The organism is Pantoea eucalypti, assembly GCF_009646115.1.
GTDB classification, from domain to species: Bacteria; Pseudomonadota; Gammaproteobacteria; order Enterobacterales; family Enterobacteriaceae; genus Pantoea; species Pantoea eucalypti.
Genome location: NZ_CP045723.1, coordinates 41,822 through 55,892, shown reverse-complemented (window position 1 = coordinate 55,892; position 14,071 = coordinate 41,822). Strand labels below are relative to the sequence as shown.

Annotated in this window: 14 protein-coding genes and 1 pseudogene; 3 read left to right on the top strand and 12 right to left on the bottom strand. The window is 50.5% G+C overall.

Features of this window, described 5'->3' with window-relative positions; translation table 11 throughout:
• Window positions 1–494: 494 nt before the first annotated feature.
• The 3 genes from EE896_RS22140 to EE896_RS22925 form a co-directional block, all read right to left on the bottom strand.
• Window positions 495–974: a hypothetical protein gene (locus tag EE896_RS22140; RefSeq protein ID WP_140916579.1), complete on the bottom strand. Its 480-nt coding sequence runs from the start codon at window positions 972–974 to the stop codon at window positions 495–497.
• A gap of 224 nt (window positions 975–1,198) precedes the next feature.
• Entirely contained in the window at window positions 1,199–1,456 is a 258-nt protein-coding gene (locus EE896_RS22135; protein ID WP_140916580.1) for a Thoeris anti-defense Tad2 family protein, read from the bottom strand.
• Entirely contained in the window at window positions 1,449–1,589 is a 141-nt protein-coding gene (locus EE896_RS22925; RefSeq protein WP_158601488.1) for an ash family protein, read from the bottom strand. Before EE896_RS22925 ends, EE896_RS22135 begins: the two co-directional genes overlap by 8 nt.
• A 297-nt stretch (window positions 1,590–1,886) precedes the next feature.
• Here EE896_RS22925 and EE896_RS22125 point away from each other — a divergent pair, with 297 nt between their 5' ends.
• Together EE896_RS22125 and EE896_RS22120 are read left to right on the top strand one after the other, a co-directional pair.
• Complete coding sequence (locus EE896_RS22125; protein WP_140916581.1) at window positions 1,887–2,888, top strand: head processing protein; 1,002 nt, start codon at window positions 1,887–1,889, stop codon at window positions 2,886–2,888.
• Window positions 2,889–3,256: 368 nt separating this feature from the next.
• Window positions 3,257–4,150 (top strand): hypothetical protein, encoded by an 894-nt coding sequence (locus EE896_RS22120; protein ID WP_140916582.1) that lies wholly within the window; start codon window positions 3,257–3,259, stop codon window positions 4,148–4,150.
• Here the strand turns inward: EE896_RS22120 and EE896_RS22115 are convergent.
• From EE896_RS22115 to EE896_RS22105, 3 genes and pseudogenes are all read right to left on the bottom strand, one after another.
• On the bottom strand, window positions 4,147–4,638 hold the full coding sequence (locus tag EE896_RS22115; protein WP_140916583.1) for a glycoside hydrolase family 24 protein: 492 nt from the start codon (window positions 4,636–4,638) through the stop codon (window positions 4,147–4,149). The two genes, EE896_RS22120 and EE896_RS22115, sit on opposite strands and share 4 nt — an antisense overlap.
• Before the next feature lie 233 nt (window positions 4,639–4,871).
• Window positions 4,872–5,504, bottom strand: a complete 633-nt coding sequence (locus tag EE896_RS22110) for a Vat family streptogramin A O-acetyltransferase (RefSeq protein WP_140916584.1) — start codon at window positions 5,502–5,504, stop codon at window positions 4,872–4,874.
• 447 nt (window positions 5,505–5,951) lie between these two features.
• Window positions 5,952–7,891 (bottom strand): annotated as a pseudogene (locus EE896_RS22105) (methyl-accepting chemotaxis protein).
• Window positions 7,892–8,283: 392 nt separating this feature from the next.
• Between EE896_RS22105 and EE896_RS22100 the strand changes: the two are divergent.
• Complete coding sequence (locus EE896_RS22100) at window positions 8,284–8,553, top strand: hypothetical protein (protein ID WP_140916513.1); 270 nt, start codon at window positions 8,284–8,286, stop codon at window positions 8,551–8,553.
• 117 nt (window positions 8,554–8,670) lie between these two features.
• Here EE896_RS22100 and EE896_RS22095 read toward each other — a convergent pair whose 3' ends face one another.
• Genes EE896_RS22095 through EE896_RS22070 form a run of 6 tightly spaced genes read right to left on the bottom strand, consistent with a single transcriptional unit; the run spans window position 8,671 to window position 14,058 of the window.
• The gene (locus EE896_RS22095; protein ID WP_140916514.1) at window positions 8,671–10,047 is read right to left on the bottom strand and encodes a hypothetical protein; all 1,377 of its coding nucleotides are present in this window, start codon (window positions 10,045–10,047) and stop codon (window positions 8,671–8,673) included.
• A 44-nt stretch (window positions 10,048–10,091) separates the two neighbouring features.
• Window positions 10,092–10,487, bottom strand: a complete 396-nt coding sequence (locus EE896_RS22090) for a ddrA (RefSeq protein ID WP_140916515.1) — start codon at window positions 10,485–10,487, stop codon at window positions 10,092–10,094.
• Window positions 10,484–12,688 carry an antirestriction phage head protein DarA gene (gene darA, locus EE896_RS22085; protein ID WP_140916516.1) on the bottom strand — a complete coding sequence of 735 codons (2,205 nt, stop codon included), beginning with the start codon at window positions 12,686–12,688 and terminating at the stop codon, window positions 10,484–10,486. Before darA ends, EE896_RS22090 begins: the two co-directional genes overlap by 4 nt.
• Window positions 12,685–13,302, bottom strand: a complete 618-nt coding sequence (locus EE896_RS22080; RefSeq protein WP_140916517.1) for a defense against restriction DarA-related protein — start codon at window positions 13,300–13,302, stop codon at window positions 12,685–12,687. Before EE896_RS22080 ends, darA begins: the two co-directional genes overlap by 4 nt.
• Window positions 13,289–13,744: a lysis protein gene (locus EE896_RS22075; protein WP_140916518.1), complete on the bottom strand. Its 456-nt coding sequence runs from the start codon at window positions 13,742–13,744 to the stop codon at window positions 13,289–13,291. Before EE896_RS22075 ends, EE896_RS22080 begins: the two co-directional genes overlap by 14 nt.
• Window positions 13,741–14,058 (bottom strand): hypothetical protein, encoded by a 318-nt coding sequence (locus EE896_RS22070; protein WP_052250668.1) that lies wholly within the window; start codon window positions 14,056–14,058, stop codon window positions 13,741–13,743. Before EE896_RS22070 ends, EE896_RS22075 begins: the two co-directional genes overlap by 4 nt.
• Window positions 14,059–14,071: the final 13 nt, after the last annotated feature.

The window sequence follows — 14,071 nt, the reverse complement described above, 5'->3', positions numbered from 1 at the left end:
AAATTTATATAACAACCTTTTTCACATTAGCCCGTCTGCGTTAACAAAACTTAGCATTTTAGTTTTACTTTTAAAAACATTTTTTAACGGACTATAGATTTACCCTGCACTAATTATTAATCGCGTTGTTTAAAACCTCACCATTCAGCAACATGTAAGTGACTGAATTTAAATTTTCACTTCATAAATATATAGCCAATTTAGCATAATTTTTGAGAATAATGCCAGACCAAAAAAACCATATAGAGTTAAGCCTTACAAAGTTGTACTTCCCGGTGTTATCTAATTTCCATGGACAAAACAAGAGGTAATTTTGCCCGGATAATTAAAATGACTATTACTGGCTTAGTAAATCACGCTGATTATTAATAAGCGTTATTACATGAATACTTGTTAACGTATTAATTGCAGGAAAAAAACCGCACGCAGGTAAGCCTTCATGCGGTAACAGACAGCCAGTTATCAGGAGACTGTTTTTGTGGTATCAGATGCAGCTAATCAGGCCAACTGTAAACAAAGTGCTGCACAGCAACAGCTTCAACACCTTTTTTAATTCTCACAACCTGCTGCGGGCCGTGCTGCGGCTGAGCCATTGCGCTCTTCATTACGGCTGCTGCTGGCATAACTTTTGCCCCCCCATCGGACTGGCATTTCTGTGTCGCTATCACTACCTCCGGTTTTGCTTTAGACACAGGTCTCTTTGTATTTACGGTGCGCCGTTTCTGGCTGAGGCTTGCGAACTGCTCTTTACGGGCATCAGCCTGTTCGGGGTTCTGTTTCTTGAGACATACCGGGCAGTGTTCAGTATTACGATGATGTACCACCGCTACTGTCATTGCCTGCTGCGACGTATAGAGGGTGCCGATAAAAGTCCGGCTTTCAGGCGATTTCGGGAGTAAGTTACAGCCTTCCCGGTGCAGCAGCGTGCCGCTTTCATAATGAAAAGACACGTAGTATTTCTTTGCTTTTAACATGTTAATTCCTTAAGCAAGGATGATCCTGATTATACAGGAAAAGGATAGTGATATTGATTCTTATTATTAATCTTAAATTGCGGGCAGACACTACTATATATTCAGCCTGGTACTGACATATATACGCCCGAAAGAGACGATCTGGCAAGCGGAGTAATTTAAACTGAATTAACCGCTGAAACCTGAATCAGCTCTAATTTGCGACACTATGACAAATTGCCGATTCAGTGTAGCAGCGAAATGACCTGCCAGTCTGACGATAGAATATCTTCAGGCGTAGGATCATAGAAAAATAGCACGCCCGTTTCACCCATGACGATAAATGTCTTCTGGCTGTCAGCGTCATTCTGAGTAAAAACGTGAACGGGTGTATTACCCCATTTGGCACGACGGCAGATGACGCTTTCAGTCTGGCTGATAGCGGTCATAGCACGCTCAAACAGTAGTGTCGCCGGGGGTGGCGTGTCGGGGATGTCAGGCATGAAATGCTCCTTGTGCGAAAAGAAGCGTCACTACAGGAGGTTCCAATCTCCGGGTGGTGACGTTGACAGGGTTGGAACTACCGGTGCACAAGAAAACCGGCCTACCCGAAGGTAGCCCCACCAACGCCACCATAGATACGCCCGGAGTAATCCGGACGTGGTAGCGCCGAAGGCACAATGTGCCAGTTCTCATGCTTTTTCAGGGTTCCAAGCCTGGCCGCTGGATCTCTTCAGCGGCGCGCACACTATAGCCACCGTGCTGATAAATTCAATATGTCTTATGTGAAATTATCCACTGGTCAATAGATCCAGCCATTATTAAAGAATCACTAACCCCATAAATTACAACCTTTCTACCATCCTTTCGTGCAGGCAACCGCCAGCACTGCCGCCGCTTTACGGGGCATCCCATAGTAATTAAGAGGAAGTTATGGAAGCACTCCGCACGGTAACGGATCGTTTTTCCCTGATTGATAAAATCCGCCGCTTTACTCCACAGAATGACCGCAATTACCTGCTGCGATCGGTGCGCGAAACGTTCGCCAGCTCCGAAACTCAGGAGCGCATTCAGCTGGGAGAAATGTTCGGCTATTACGGCCACGGACGTCGCGCCGCCTATTACGCGAAGACCGGACGGCTAAACCTGCCGGAATTTGCAGTCGTCATGATTGACGGTAAGCCGGTCACGCTGGAAAACGTACCATCAAACCGTACGCTGGAGGCCAGCGTGGATGATAACGGCATCGTGACTCACGTTCAGGAGATTCTGGACACCGAGCCTGGCAACATCGTTGACGGCATGAACCGTTCCCGCGCTGGTGGCTGGTCTTGGGCGACTGGCGGCGACGATAACGCCATTTCAAAAGTGACCAGCTTTCACGGCTTCGACTACGTGACCAATCCGAACTATATCAGCCAGGATCACCCTGCACTGCTGCTGGAATCGGCCAATGAACGCGCCGACGCCATTCACGCGGGGCTAATGGAAAAGGGGTATTCAGAAAATCAGGCGGCTGACATTATCCAGCACTTTGAAACCCTGCGTAGCCAGACGGCCATGCTGGAATCTGCGGATTCTTCGCTGCTGGAATCGGCGCTCCACATCGAGCACGGCAAGCGTCTGGAGCTGGAGGAACGTCTGCGCAGCGCGCAGCTGATGATTGAGAGTGCAGGCACCGTGGCAAAGGCGCGACGCCGGATTATGAAGGATGCGCTGGCTAACATGCCGCTGTTTTTAAGTAAAGCCCAGCAGGCGGCATTATGCCGTATGGATACGCCTGAAGATGCGCAGATTGTCGCTGCAATGCTGGAATCAATCGGCACAAATGCGACGGCAACACTGCCAATCGGATCAGCCCACCAGCACACATTACCACAAACGCGCCCGCCAGCTGTGGTCTCAACACCACTGCTATGGATTAACCCAAAATAATAAGGCAAGAAGAAAACCGTGCCCTGAAAACTGGGGCACGTTTTAGTCAAAACTAAAAATTAGGAAAAAACTGAGTGTTGATCCTTTTTCGGATCGCGTTTATCATCCGCGCTCAAATTCAGTTTAGCGACTGAATGAGAGGACGAAAAAAAATCGCCTGTTAGCGCAGACGATTTTCAACAACTTTGCGTGGTTTTGCGGACCACACCGGCGTTGTGCCGAACAGCTTCTTTGACAGGAAGTTGCCATTTAAACCACTGTGACGCAGGCATTGCACCTTGTGTCTCGTGGATGACAACGTGCCTTAGTTCCCGACCTAAAAAGGAACTGAGACGTGTCTCTGTGCCGAACAATTAGGAACAAAAGACGTGCCTATAGTATCTAATAGCGCCGATCCCGGCAACACATTTCCCGCACATCGCTCAAATAACGAACACAGATCTATCCGAATTTCAGGCTTCAATCTCACTCATATAATTGAACTTTCCCCACTACCAAAATCACTCACACGCGTTTTAAAATTTGCCTGCAACCTGGCTGGTTCAACGTCTGACTTCATCATCGTTAAGTCACTCAGAAATCTGGCTGAAGATGCAGGGTGCAGTATCTCTACCGTTCAGCGCGCTTATCGCTTAGCCGTCAAGCTGGGTATCCTCAGCTATGAAGAACAGCGAGACGTTAAAAATCATAGCGTCAGCAAGCCCAGTAAATACACATTCACCAGCAAAGCGCTGTCGTTTGTTTGTGCAAGTCTGGAAGCGCTGAAAGAGGCCAATCTGGAGCCTTCAGGGCGTCAAACCATTGTCAGGAAGATAGTTGCTAAAGCATTCTTTAAAAACAATTTTATCCACGCTACCCCTAGTCAAAATGAACAAGCCACCCCTGGTCAAAGTGACCAACAAGAAGTAAGAGATCACTCCAGTAAAAGAAAAAAACTAAATGGGGAACCATCAAATTCTGACACGCTGGAAATGACTAAAGACAAGCCTGAGACGTCAGCACCTGCTAAAAAGTTTGGTTTTTACCAGAATACACAGAAGCAATTGGCAGCCGCATCGTCAGCAGCACAGAGCGAACGGCGCGCAGAAGAATTTCAGCGCAAAGGCGGAATACTGCATGAAGCGTATCAGGCGCTGAAGTCCAGCTTTAAAACTAAGTCTACTGGTGATCGAAGCCCTAAAAGCCGCCGCTATGTTGACTCGTTAAGCGGCGACTACTCAAAAGTTGATTATGCGATCCCTGAAGGCTGGCGCGGCTGTTAGTCGGTAATTACACCTCCGGCTTTCTGGTAGGCATTGAGTAGCGTCTCAATGGCATGCGTTTTCTGACCATACGGCGATCCGGTCAGTGAGGCCCAGATATCGTTGGTTTTACCAATTGCCGTGCGGATACGTCCGGCCAGTACATCAGCATAAGCACCCTGCTCTTTAAGCAGCTGATCGAGTAAGCGCTCTTGTGAGGCAGGACTAAAATCAGGCAGGTTCAACTGTTTTTTGTAGGCAGGCCAGTAGCGGTAAAGCTGCTGATAACGGCCCGCTGCCGTGGATGCCAGGCCATTGCTGTTAAGCTCTTTTGCGCGGCGATGTGTAAACGGGTGATCGCTGAAGTCGGTAAAGACTTCGCCCTGCTTTTCGCCCAGCCCTGTCACAATGACGTCATAGCCATTCGTGCGGGTTAATGGGTGGGTACTGGTGCCTTCGGAAAAGGCCAGCATGTCGCCAAAGGCTTTACGGTTCGAAGATTGATCCATAATGATTCCGCTCTCAGTGTTGATGAAGAGACGGACTGTATGGAGTTTGTAATTTGCGCTGGGAAGAAACGCCGCATGGTGTGGCCATTGTATTAGCTCATAGCGGGCATTAAGCACCTATAGTCCGCTCTGTGCCAGAAGCGGACTTTACCTCTACGTCAGCACGTTGGTACTAAGACCAGAAATTGCTCTCATGCTACATACCAAGATAAGTCTTCAGCAGCCTTGGGAAATCAGCCCTCATTGAGCAATACATCAATATCATTGGACACTATTGCCGTAATATTTTGAGTAATCTTTTCCACTGGCCAATTCCACCATGCCAGCTTTTCCAGTGCCGCTATGGTTTCATCTGTAAAACGTTTTTTGATAACTTTAGCAGGATTTCCTCCCACAACCGCATATGCCGGTACATCAGAAGTAACGACCGAGCGTGAAGAGATAATTGCACCGTTGCCGATAGTCACTCCTGGCATAATCAATGCATCATACCCGATCCATACATCGCTACCGATCACCGTGTCACCTTTGTATGGCAAATCACCAGCTTGTGGCATGGCTTTTTCCCATCCATTTCCGAAGATATAAAACGGAAAAGTAGAGAATCCAGAAAGCTTATGATTTGCTCCATTCATTATGAATTGAACACCTTTTGCGATAGCGCAAAAGTTACCGATGATTAATTTGTCGCCTACAAAAGGGAAATGATAAAGAACATTCCGTTCGAAGTTTTCTGAGTCCTCGGGATCATCGTAGTAGGTAAAATCACCAACAATAATGTTGGGATTTGTTATCGTATTTTTAATGAAACAAACCTGAGGAAAACCCTCCATTGGATGTCTACAGTATGGACTTGGCCCGTGCATAACTCCTCCCGATTTGAATAGTTCTATTACTTCAAGGCTAACACATCATGATGTGAGTAGTACTTTGGTTATAAGTAAAAATTCTCGCGTTTTGAACTTCTACTTTTCGCTCATAGCGGACGACCCGTTCACGTTAGGCTTCCTTGTGACAGCGGCGAAATTCGCTATTTCCGATAAAATAAAAAACCCTGAAGGGTTAGTGCATTGATTTATTGATAAAATTGTTTGTCGGGATGAATTTTTTATTGTTAAAGGAATGCCTGAAGCGGCTTAAAGTGACCTGTATTTTGACAGCAGAATTCAAAAAAGATCTACGGAACGTAAGGAAGGAATTAAGCCATCCCGTAGGATGGCTTAAGAGATACTGTTACTGAGATGACAGACCTCAGAAATGCGCCTGGCAGCACGCCGTTTACAGACATATAAAAGAAGTAGTTAACGGAAATTTTAACCAGCGTTTGTGCGGAACACGCTAACAGCGTCCCTCAGATTAGCGGCTCGACTTGCAAGTTCATCAGCAGACGATGCTGACTCTTCAACGAGCACGGCATTCTGCTGTGTGACCTGATCCATCTGAGTAACGGCAATATTTATCTGCGATACGCCTGCACTCTGCTCTTCTGAAGAAGATGAAATCTCTCTCACCAGCTGTGCTGTCTGTTCAATCGCATCCATACTCTCCTTCACTTTTTCACCTGCATCCCGGGCCATCGAAATGCCCTGCTCAGCATTCTCCACAGACTGTTCGATCAGTCCTTTAATTTCTTTCGCCGCGCCAGCCGAGCGCTGTGCCAGCGATCTGACTTCCGCCGCAACAACCGCAAAGCCCTTACCGTGCTCACCGGCCCGGGCAGCTTCAACAGCCGCGTTTAACGCGAGAATATTCGTCTGAAACGCAATCCCATCAATGACAGAAATGATTTCCTTAATCTGCCCTGCACTGCTGCTGATTTTCTCCATGGAACCCAGCACTGATTCCATTGCCTGACCGCCACGCAATGCCGCGCTGGTAGCCGAGCTGGCCATTTCTGCAGCATGGCGGGTGTTTTCAGCATTGTTGCCGATGATCGAAGAGAGTTGTTCCATACTGGCGGCTGTTTCAGCCAGCGATGCAGCCTGTTCTTCCGTCCTCGCAGAAAGATCGCCGTTACCGCGGGCAATCTCCTCAGATGAGGTGGCAATGGTGACAGCATTACTTTTTAATGTTTTTCTACCGTCACCGTCAGGCGCTGACTCATCTGCAGTAATGCCTTAAGCAGACCGGCTGTTTCATTGCGTCCTGTCACGGAAAAAGATGCGGTCAGATCGCCTTCTGCCACTTCAAGCGCAAGCTTGGACGCGGCACCGATAGGTCGTGTTACAGAACGGATAATAATCAATGCGAAAACGACAGAAAGCAGGACCATAAAGAGAAGAACGCTCAGCAAACCATACTGTGCATGCCGGTGGTCCGTAATCTGCTGGTTCAGCATGTCATTCAGTTCATTACCGCCCGCAATCGCGTAGGTGCTGAATCTGTTAATCGCGCTGGTAAAAAGTGCGGCATAGTCCTGAGGACTCTGATTCGTCATACTGCGGCTAATAAATAACTCACCTGCAGTTTTCAGGGCATTTTGGGCTTCCTGTACGGCCCCGTCGGCATCGGCACTGAATTTCTGCTTCAGCCCTGTATCAGACGAAAAAAGCTTCTCTGAGTCCTGAGCAAACATATCCAGATTATAGGCACCCGTGCTGATTAATGATTCCATACGGACAGAGTCAGCCTCACTAACGGCTTCTTTCCTTGCAAGCAGTGAAGTCCCGAACGCACGAATTTTACCCAGACTTTCGGTAAGCTCAGGCAATGATGAGAAATTGCTGGTAATCAGGCGGTACGTACTGATATCTGAATCAAGCGACAGACCGTAAAAATCCAGCACGTCGCGGTTTGTGTTAAGAAGTTTGCGGATGAGTTGCGCATGTGCGTCAAGGCTGGCCGTTTGATCCAGTTTCGAAGCATCAATGTCCTGCTGCAGCGCGTCCCACTGTGCACGCACCCCATTAATTTTATCGATTAAACCCGCACTGCCTTCTGTCTGCGCCATCTCTTTCTTGATGGCATCGGTGATAGTAACAATGTCATCTCTAACACTTAGACGCGATGAGGTGGCAGGATTTTTTTGCGCAATAGCGAGGGCTGTTTCAGCGCGATGGCGCTGTATCAGATTCAAGAGGGCAAGGATTTTGTTTTCAGCAGGCACTCCTGTGACTTCTTTCTGCTTGTCCTGAATATATTTATTACCTTCTGACACAAAAAGCACGGTAGGAACTGAAAAAAGAACAAGGCAAAACAAGCCCAGAATTGCAAACTTAGCGGTAAGATTAATATTGTTAAGAATATTACTCATTTTTACATCCTGCTGAATTAATTATTATAAGAACACAAATAATGCAGATTAAAAGCATCTTAATCATCATTATCGGTCAACTATTCATTAACTTTATAGCAGGCGTAAGAAAGAGAATATTTAGGTTGAATAGCAATAAGGTCTAACCTGTTACCCAGTAATTAGCCAATACTGATGTTAGTAATTACCTCATAAGGGGTAGGAAAGATTGTTAATATCAACTTCTCTCTTACAGCGTTTATACATGATTCATGTCCGCTTTGTGCCAGAAGCGGACATTACGAATAAAAAAATTTTTGTGTTGACCTGCGTAGAAAAAAACGGGTTTCTGTGTAGATAGCTAAACCTGAGAGCTTAAGCACCTCATCAACTTTCATTGTAAGGACGACCGGATGCCTGACTACCATTTCTATCAAAAAGGTAAACAGATAGTTGCGTTAGAAAATTCGGAAGAAAATCAGGCTTTTAATTTAATTAGCCAAGGCTATATAAAGCAATTTGAAGAGGTTAGTGCTACTACGAAAAAAAACGCACTCACGCGTCTTTCTCACATTCGTACAGATAATCGGATAGATCAGCGTAACTTTTTAGCAGGTGCTGGCACGATGCCGTTGATAGGCATTATGACAGCAGTCGCAGCTTTTCTATTACGAAAAAAATAACCTTGACCGTGACTAAGTCCGCTTTTCGCTCAAAGCAGACGATCAGATTTAATGATGTGCAGCCAGTGAAAACCGTCAGCTCAAGTCTGAGCTGACGCATATTATGAACCAGTAAAATTAGCTCGTTGCCTGCGCGCTGACAGACTCGAAAATGGCAAAGCTTAACCCCTTACCTTCACCAAATTCCTCCTCAATTTCTCCTGATACCGCCGTCAGCACGTCATTCAGCGTCAGCTCACCGCCGCCGAACATATCCCCCAACGCCTGCTGCTGGTGTAACAACTCGTCGTTGATCTTCTGCGCCATCTTTTTAAACGCGGCCCCGATACGTTTTGCGCTGCGGTTGTTTGCCACAATAAACAGCGCCAGCGCTTCGGCCTCTTTGCTGGATTCTTCAAATAATCCCTGCTGCGCCAGTACTTCCTGTATGGCCTGCCCGCTATCTTTAGCCTGGCGAACCAGTTTGATAGCATCCTGCAACGCAGCGATTGCCTGCTGATCGAGACCATCAACCGACTGCACTCCATCCACCAGGCCGTTGACGGCCTGCCGGTGAACGTCTCCGGATAACATCTGCATCTGTGCAAACTCGCTTGCCGCTGTGTTGAGCGCTGTCAGAATGTTGCGCATTTCCGGGTCCGGCTCTTCGGATACCAGCTTAACCAGCCGTTCGTCTTTGTAGGCACGGGCAAAGATCGCATTCTGCATGCGGTCAATCAGCTGCTTCGTCGGGCGCCCGTCTTCGGTCAGCAGGCCTGCGGTCGCTGTGTCGCCAATCTCTTTCATGAATGCCCGGATAAAGCCGTCGTTTGAGCGTGCCAGTAGGTTGCCGTCGTCGGACGGATTGAAGATGGCCATCAGACGCTCATCGAGCATTTCGGCATCGACAAAGGCCTTCTCACTCGCCGCCATTTCCTGCAAATCGGAGAGGTTGGAGTCTTTCGCAAACTGCGCACAGTCAACGTCGGTAATGCGCTCACGCACCAGTACCGGCATATCCATCTGCGCGATATCCGAAGCTTTAAGGCCGTAATCTTTTGCGTGCTCAATCAGATACTGGCGGTACTCGTCGGCCTGCCCCTGCTCATAGGCGCGGGTGATCCCCATCGAGCGCCCGTTACCCGACTCAACCACGTTATCTGCGCCCACGATTGGCGCGCCGTGGCTGCTCATGCCTGAATCAGTCAGCTTTGCCGGTCTGAGGTTGCCTGCGATTTTAGATACCTGCACTTTACTGGTCAGGCGCGTGCGGTCGCGTGGCTGCAACTCAGCCGGGAAAAGCGGGTTTATTGTGCCGTCGAGGTTGTTAGAAATAATCAGGTGGCGCGCATCCACCACCTTAAACGCCGTCTTTACCTCCTGCCCTTTGCCGGTAACGACATATGACGATCGCCCCGTTGTGGTCTGTGCTTTACGCATTGAGCCCACCAGCCCGATCAGGGCAAATATGCTGCCAGCGTCGCTCAGCAGATTTCGTAATTTCTCGTTAAGCATTTTGTTCCCAGGAATAAAAAACCCCGCCGAAACGGGGTTGATGTTTAAGCAGCGAGGCCGCTGGCGGCTATCCAGCTGGCGGTCTGTTGTCTCGCGTCGTCGAGCTCCAGATAAACGCCGATGTAGTCACCGACACGGCGCAGCGTCTCAACAAAATCCAGTTGCGCCTGGCTGATGAACTTACCGGCCAGAAAGTCAGTAACAACTTCGGGAACGGGCTGATCTTCCTTCACGGGTTCCGGCTGTGGCTCAGTGACCGTCGCGGGTGCCGGTTCGCTGGTGGCGGGTGCTGGCGCAACGCCATAACCCAGCTGGAGCATGATCGCCTCCATCTGGTCATTGAGATCCAGAAGGTCCAGTCCCTTAACGGTCGGGGCTTTGATAATCAGCTCGTCCAGCTGGTCGGCTAAATCCAGCTTTTGCAGTGCGGTTAAGGTCATGCGGCCACCCCGTTACGCTGCACGGCCACCAGCAGATCGCTAAGGTGCTCCACGGCGTCATTGACCAGCGATTCGTTTTCATCGAATACACCCGCGGCCGTCAGTGCGGTAATGGCCTCACGGACCTGGTTACGGCCAGCACGGATCACGTCCATATCGTCGGTATCGAGCGAAGTCAGCCCCTGAAGGTAATCAATCGCCTTCTGCGCCTGGGTGTCTGCTTCCGGCACTGGCTCAGGCTGCGGTTCTGGTTGTGGCTCTGGCTGCGGGGCTGGCTCTGGCTCAGAGGTGCTTAGTTCCTCCACCAGCGGAATACGCTTGCCGGTGATCATCGCGGCTTCTACAGCCTTCAGATAATCAGGGCTTTGATTAACCTCCACATAGTCCGCCGCCTGCTTCATCTGCTCACTGCCATAACCCAGCGCTTCGGCCCAGGCATTTACCAGGTCAGACGCCCAGCCTACAAGATCGCCCAGGCGCTTCGCCGCTATCCAGAATGGGTCAGTGCTTTCACGATCGTCAGTCACGTCTGTCTCTTCCTGCTTTGGCTCATCTGCTGCAAGGATCTGCAATCTGGCGTCAATGGCCTGATTGAAGTAGGTCAGGTCTTCGCCTTCGGGGTAGGCAACGCCAGTACGGTTTTTACGGGCAACCATGCGCACCTGTTTTGCGTAGGTGTCCGGGTCTTCTGCGGACATTTCCAGATACTGCGCGGCGTAATCGCTCATCTTGTCGGCCACGGTTATGGCCAGCGCATCGAGATCCGCATGCGTCGGGATCAGCTTCAGCTCAAAGTCAGCAATCTCTTTGTCAGTAAGTGGACGGTCGTAGGAAATGATGCCGTTACGCGCAACGCCGCTGTATGGCTGGCCTTCTGCTGGCTGGTCTGCAACGAAGGCATATTCTGGCGGTACCGCGCCGATACCAACTGGCCGGTTTACCATCGCATAGCGCCAGACGGCTGCGGGTGCGACAGGTTGTGGTTCTGGCTCTGGCTGTGGCTGTGGTTCTGGCTGTGGCTCTGGTTGCGGCGCCGGTTCAGGTTGTGGCTCCTGCGTCAAAACTGGCTCAGCACTGACACGGTATTTATCCGCCGCGCCGGTGCGGTAGGCCTTCAGCAGTTTTGTGGCGGCTTTACCTATTTCCGCGCCCTGGCTGGATTTGGACGGCATTTCAAACGTGGTCCCATCCGCTTCGGTGATGATCACCTTACCTTTAAGCTCTCCGTCCTGGTCATAGCTGTGATAGCGGACCGTCGCGCCGTTGCTCAGCGTCGCCTGTCCGTCCATGTTCAGGTGCGCTTTAACCTGGATAGTGCGATCGCTGAAAGTGTCCGTGCTTTCAGACTCACTCGCTTTCGCCTGCTGCAGCGCCGCCAGCTGGCCGGTAAGGTCGGCATTGATCTGGCGCTGGGCTGCGACTTTGCCGCGCAGCGTCTGCTCATTATCCTGCTGCATCTGCACGCGTGCGGTCTGTGTATCCACCACTTCCAGCAGTGCAGACTGCTGATCTGCCAGCTTGTCCGTTTCGGCCTGTGTGGTCTCCACTTCGGCGCGTAACTTCGTCTGTGCATCCTTCTGCTTTGTGAACTTGCCGCTGTTCTTCTCGATCAGGTTGGAAAGCGCCTGCGTGACCTGCTGCAGCGACATATCCCGTCCGCCAATCGGGGCCACAATGTGTGTCACGTCGCGCTTGTTGATCAGGAACTGAAACGCCACCAGCGTATCCTGATTACGGATCTTACCGTTGTCAGCGGTCGGAGAGTGGAACACCAGCGACACGCTCTGCCCGTCTGATAATGGAATCAGCGCACTCATAACCGGTATGCTGGCCACACGGCGAACTTTACCAATCACCGCGCCGCCCACAGTTTTTTGCCCGGTAGTATCAGCGCCTGCATCGTCAGTACCGGCGCTGATATTGGTCCCGTTCAGGCCACGGTTTAACGCTTTCACAAAGGCGCGCATGGTCTGCGCCAGACGCATGCGCTCGGTGCTGATTGCCTCAAACATCGCACCCGGCACCAGACTTTCATTTCCCAGGTAGGTGTGATCTATATCGTCGATAGTGACGCTTTCCAGCATCATATCCGCGCTGCTGCCGGTCATCAGGCCGTCATAAACCGCCTGCGCCAGCACTGCGCCCGGTGTGCGGTTCTGGAGGTCCAGCACCATACGGTTGCTTAAAATCTCATTCATCATGCTGCCTCTTCCAGTTGGGCGATCTGCTCTTTCAGCTGGCGGGTGATCGCCTGCTCCTGATTAAGCTCGGTCTGTAAGCTGTCCGCGTTTTTCTGTACCGCATCGGCATCCCGCGTCAGCTGGTCAGCCTTCGCCTGGGTGTCTGCGATACCTGCTTTATAGGCGTCACGCTGCTGGCGCACTTCGGCCAGCAGCTGAACTGACGATTTCACGCCGCGTTTTGGCTGCGGTGAGTCGTCTTTGCTGGCGGCGACGCGTGCCATCTTGCGCGCCAGCGCCTTCTGAAATGCCGTCGAGCCTTTCTTAAACAGCGCGGCCAGCTGGCGTCCGAGATCGGGGATCGTGGTGACGTGGGTAAATGGCACGTTTTTGCCGTTCAGCTTCAGGCCGGAAATGTCGCCGCTGTCGTTGACCTGCACGGTCATGACCTGCTCATCCATGCCGGCGAGGCTGAAGGTTTTAGTGGGTACACCATCCTTTTTACGGGCTGCGCCGGCGGCGGTGATTTTTGCCACCTCATAGCCGCTGGTGGCGATCGCCTTTTTCAGCTTCGCCAGCCCTTTTTCGTTGAGCTCGTCAAAGCTAAGCAGGACATAGGTCTTAGGATTCGACATGGTATTCCCCCTGCTCTGACTTACTCAGCTGGTAAGTTCTGGTGACGGTATCCTGCAGCGGGAAAATACGGTAAAGGGGATTAAGACGGCTGTTACCGTGAGTGACACGGACTGTCAGATACCATTCACCCGGCTCCAGATAACGCGTATCGATCAGTAGAAACTCTTCACTCACCCCTTTTGGCGAAAGGTCCAGCGTGCGCTGTTTGCCGGAGATAACGACGGTCGGATCATTGCTATCGCGTAGCCAGTACTCAATTTTGGCTCCCGCGAGTTTACCGGCACAGGCAATATTCAGGCGGACCGGGAAGGCCAGCGCATTGTCACGCACTACCGCTACACCGCAACCCAGTAATGCCACTTTTTTACGTGCGAATGCGCAGCGATCGATAACCATCGCCGCCGCCATTGCTGTCATAAACAGGTTCTGGAAATCAATCATTGGCCGGAGCCTCCTTTTGACCCAAATACGCCGTTTATTGCCGCAATGAGTCGTTCTTTAAACACAGTTGAAAGTTCACGCCAGTTGTTACTTGCAACCAACACGGCGAGGTAAATCACGATTTCGTCCAGTCCCTGCTGTCGCGCAAAAAAATAAGCCGTCAGTCCGGTAATCAGCGCCAGCACCAACTCAGTGGTGAAATTGAATACGTTTGGTTTGATCCGGTATTCGCGTACTCCCAGCAGGAATACGCCTGTGCCGCTCAGCAAAGACAGGAGAAGCGAAACCGCGAGCATTTTTTCTACATCGGTCACATACCCCCCTTAG

What these genes read in the sequence shown, in the direction of transcription:
- EE896_RS22140 (WP_140916579.1), bottom strand. Translation starts at nt 974, where the DNA reads ATGTTAAAAGCAAAGAAATACTACGTGTCTTTTCATTATGAAAGCGGC.
- EE896_RS22135 (WP_140916580.1), bottom strand. Translation starts at nt 1,456, where the DNA reads ATGCCTGACATCCCCGACACGCCACCCCCGGCGACACTACTGTTTGAG.
- EE896_RS22925 (WP_158601488.1), bottom strand. Translation starts at nt 1,589, where the DNA reads ATGGTGGCGTTGGTGGGGCTACCTTCGGGTAGGCCGGTTTTCTTGTGC.
- EE896_RS22125 (WP_140916581.1), top strand. Translation starts at nt 1,887, where the DNA reads ATGGAAGCACTCCGCACGGTAACGGATCGTTTTTCCCTGATTGATAAA.
- EE896_RS22115 (WP_140916583.1), bottom strand. Translation starts at nt 4,638, where the DNA reads ATGGATCAATCTTCGAACCGTAAAGCCTTTGGCGACATGCTGGCCTTT.
- EE896_RS22110 (WP_140916584.1), bottom strand. Translation starts at nt 5,504, where the DNA reads ATGCACGGGCCAAGTCCATACTGTAGACATCCAATGGAGGGTTTTCCT.
- EE896_RS22100 (WP_140916513.1), top strand. Translation starts at nt 8,284, where the DNA reads ATGCCTGACTACCATTTCTATCAAAAAGGTAAACAGATAGTTGCGTTA.
- EE896_RS22095 (WP_140916514.1), bottom strand. Translation starts at nt 10,047, where the DNA reads ATGCTTAACGAGAAATTACGAAATCTGCTGAGCGACGCTGGCAGCATA.
- EE896_RS22090 (WP_140916515.1), bottom strand. Translation starts at nt 10,487, where the DNA reads ATGACCTTAACCGCACTGCAAAAGCTGGATTTAGCCGACCAGCTGGAC.
- darA (WP_140916516.1), bottom strand. Translation starts at nt 12,688, where the DNA reads ATGATGAATGAGATTTTAAGCAACCGTATGGTGCTGGACCTCCAGAAC.
- EE896_RS22080 (WP_140916517.1), bottom strand. Translation starts at nt 13,302, where the DNA reads ATGTCGAATCCTAAGACCTATGTCCTGCTTAGCTTTGACGAGCTCAAC.
- EE896_RS22075 (WP_140916518.1), bottom strand. Translation starts at nt 13,744, where the DNA reads ATGATTGATTTCCAGAACCTGTTTATGACAGCAATGGCGGCGGCGATG.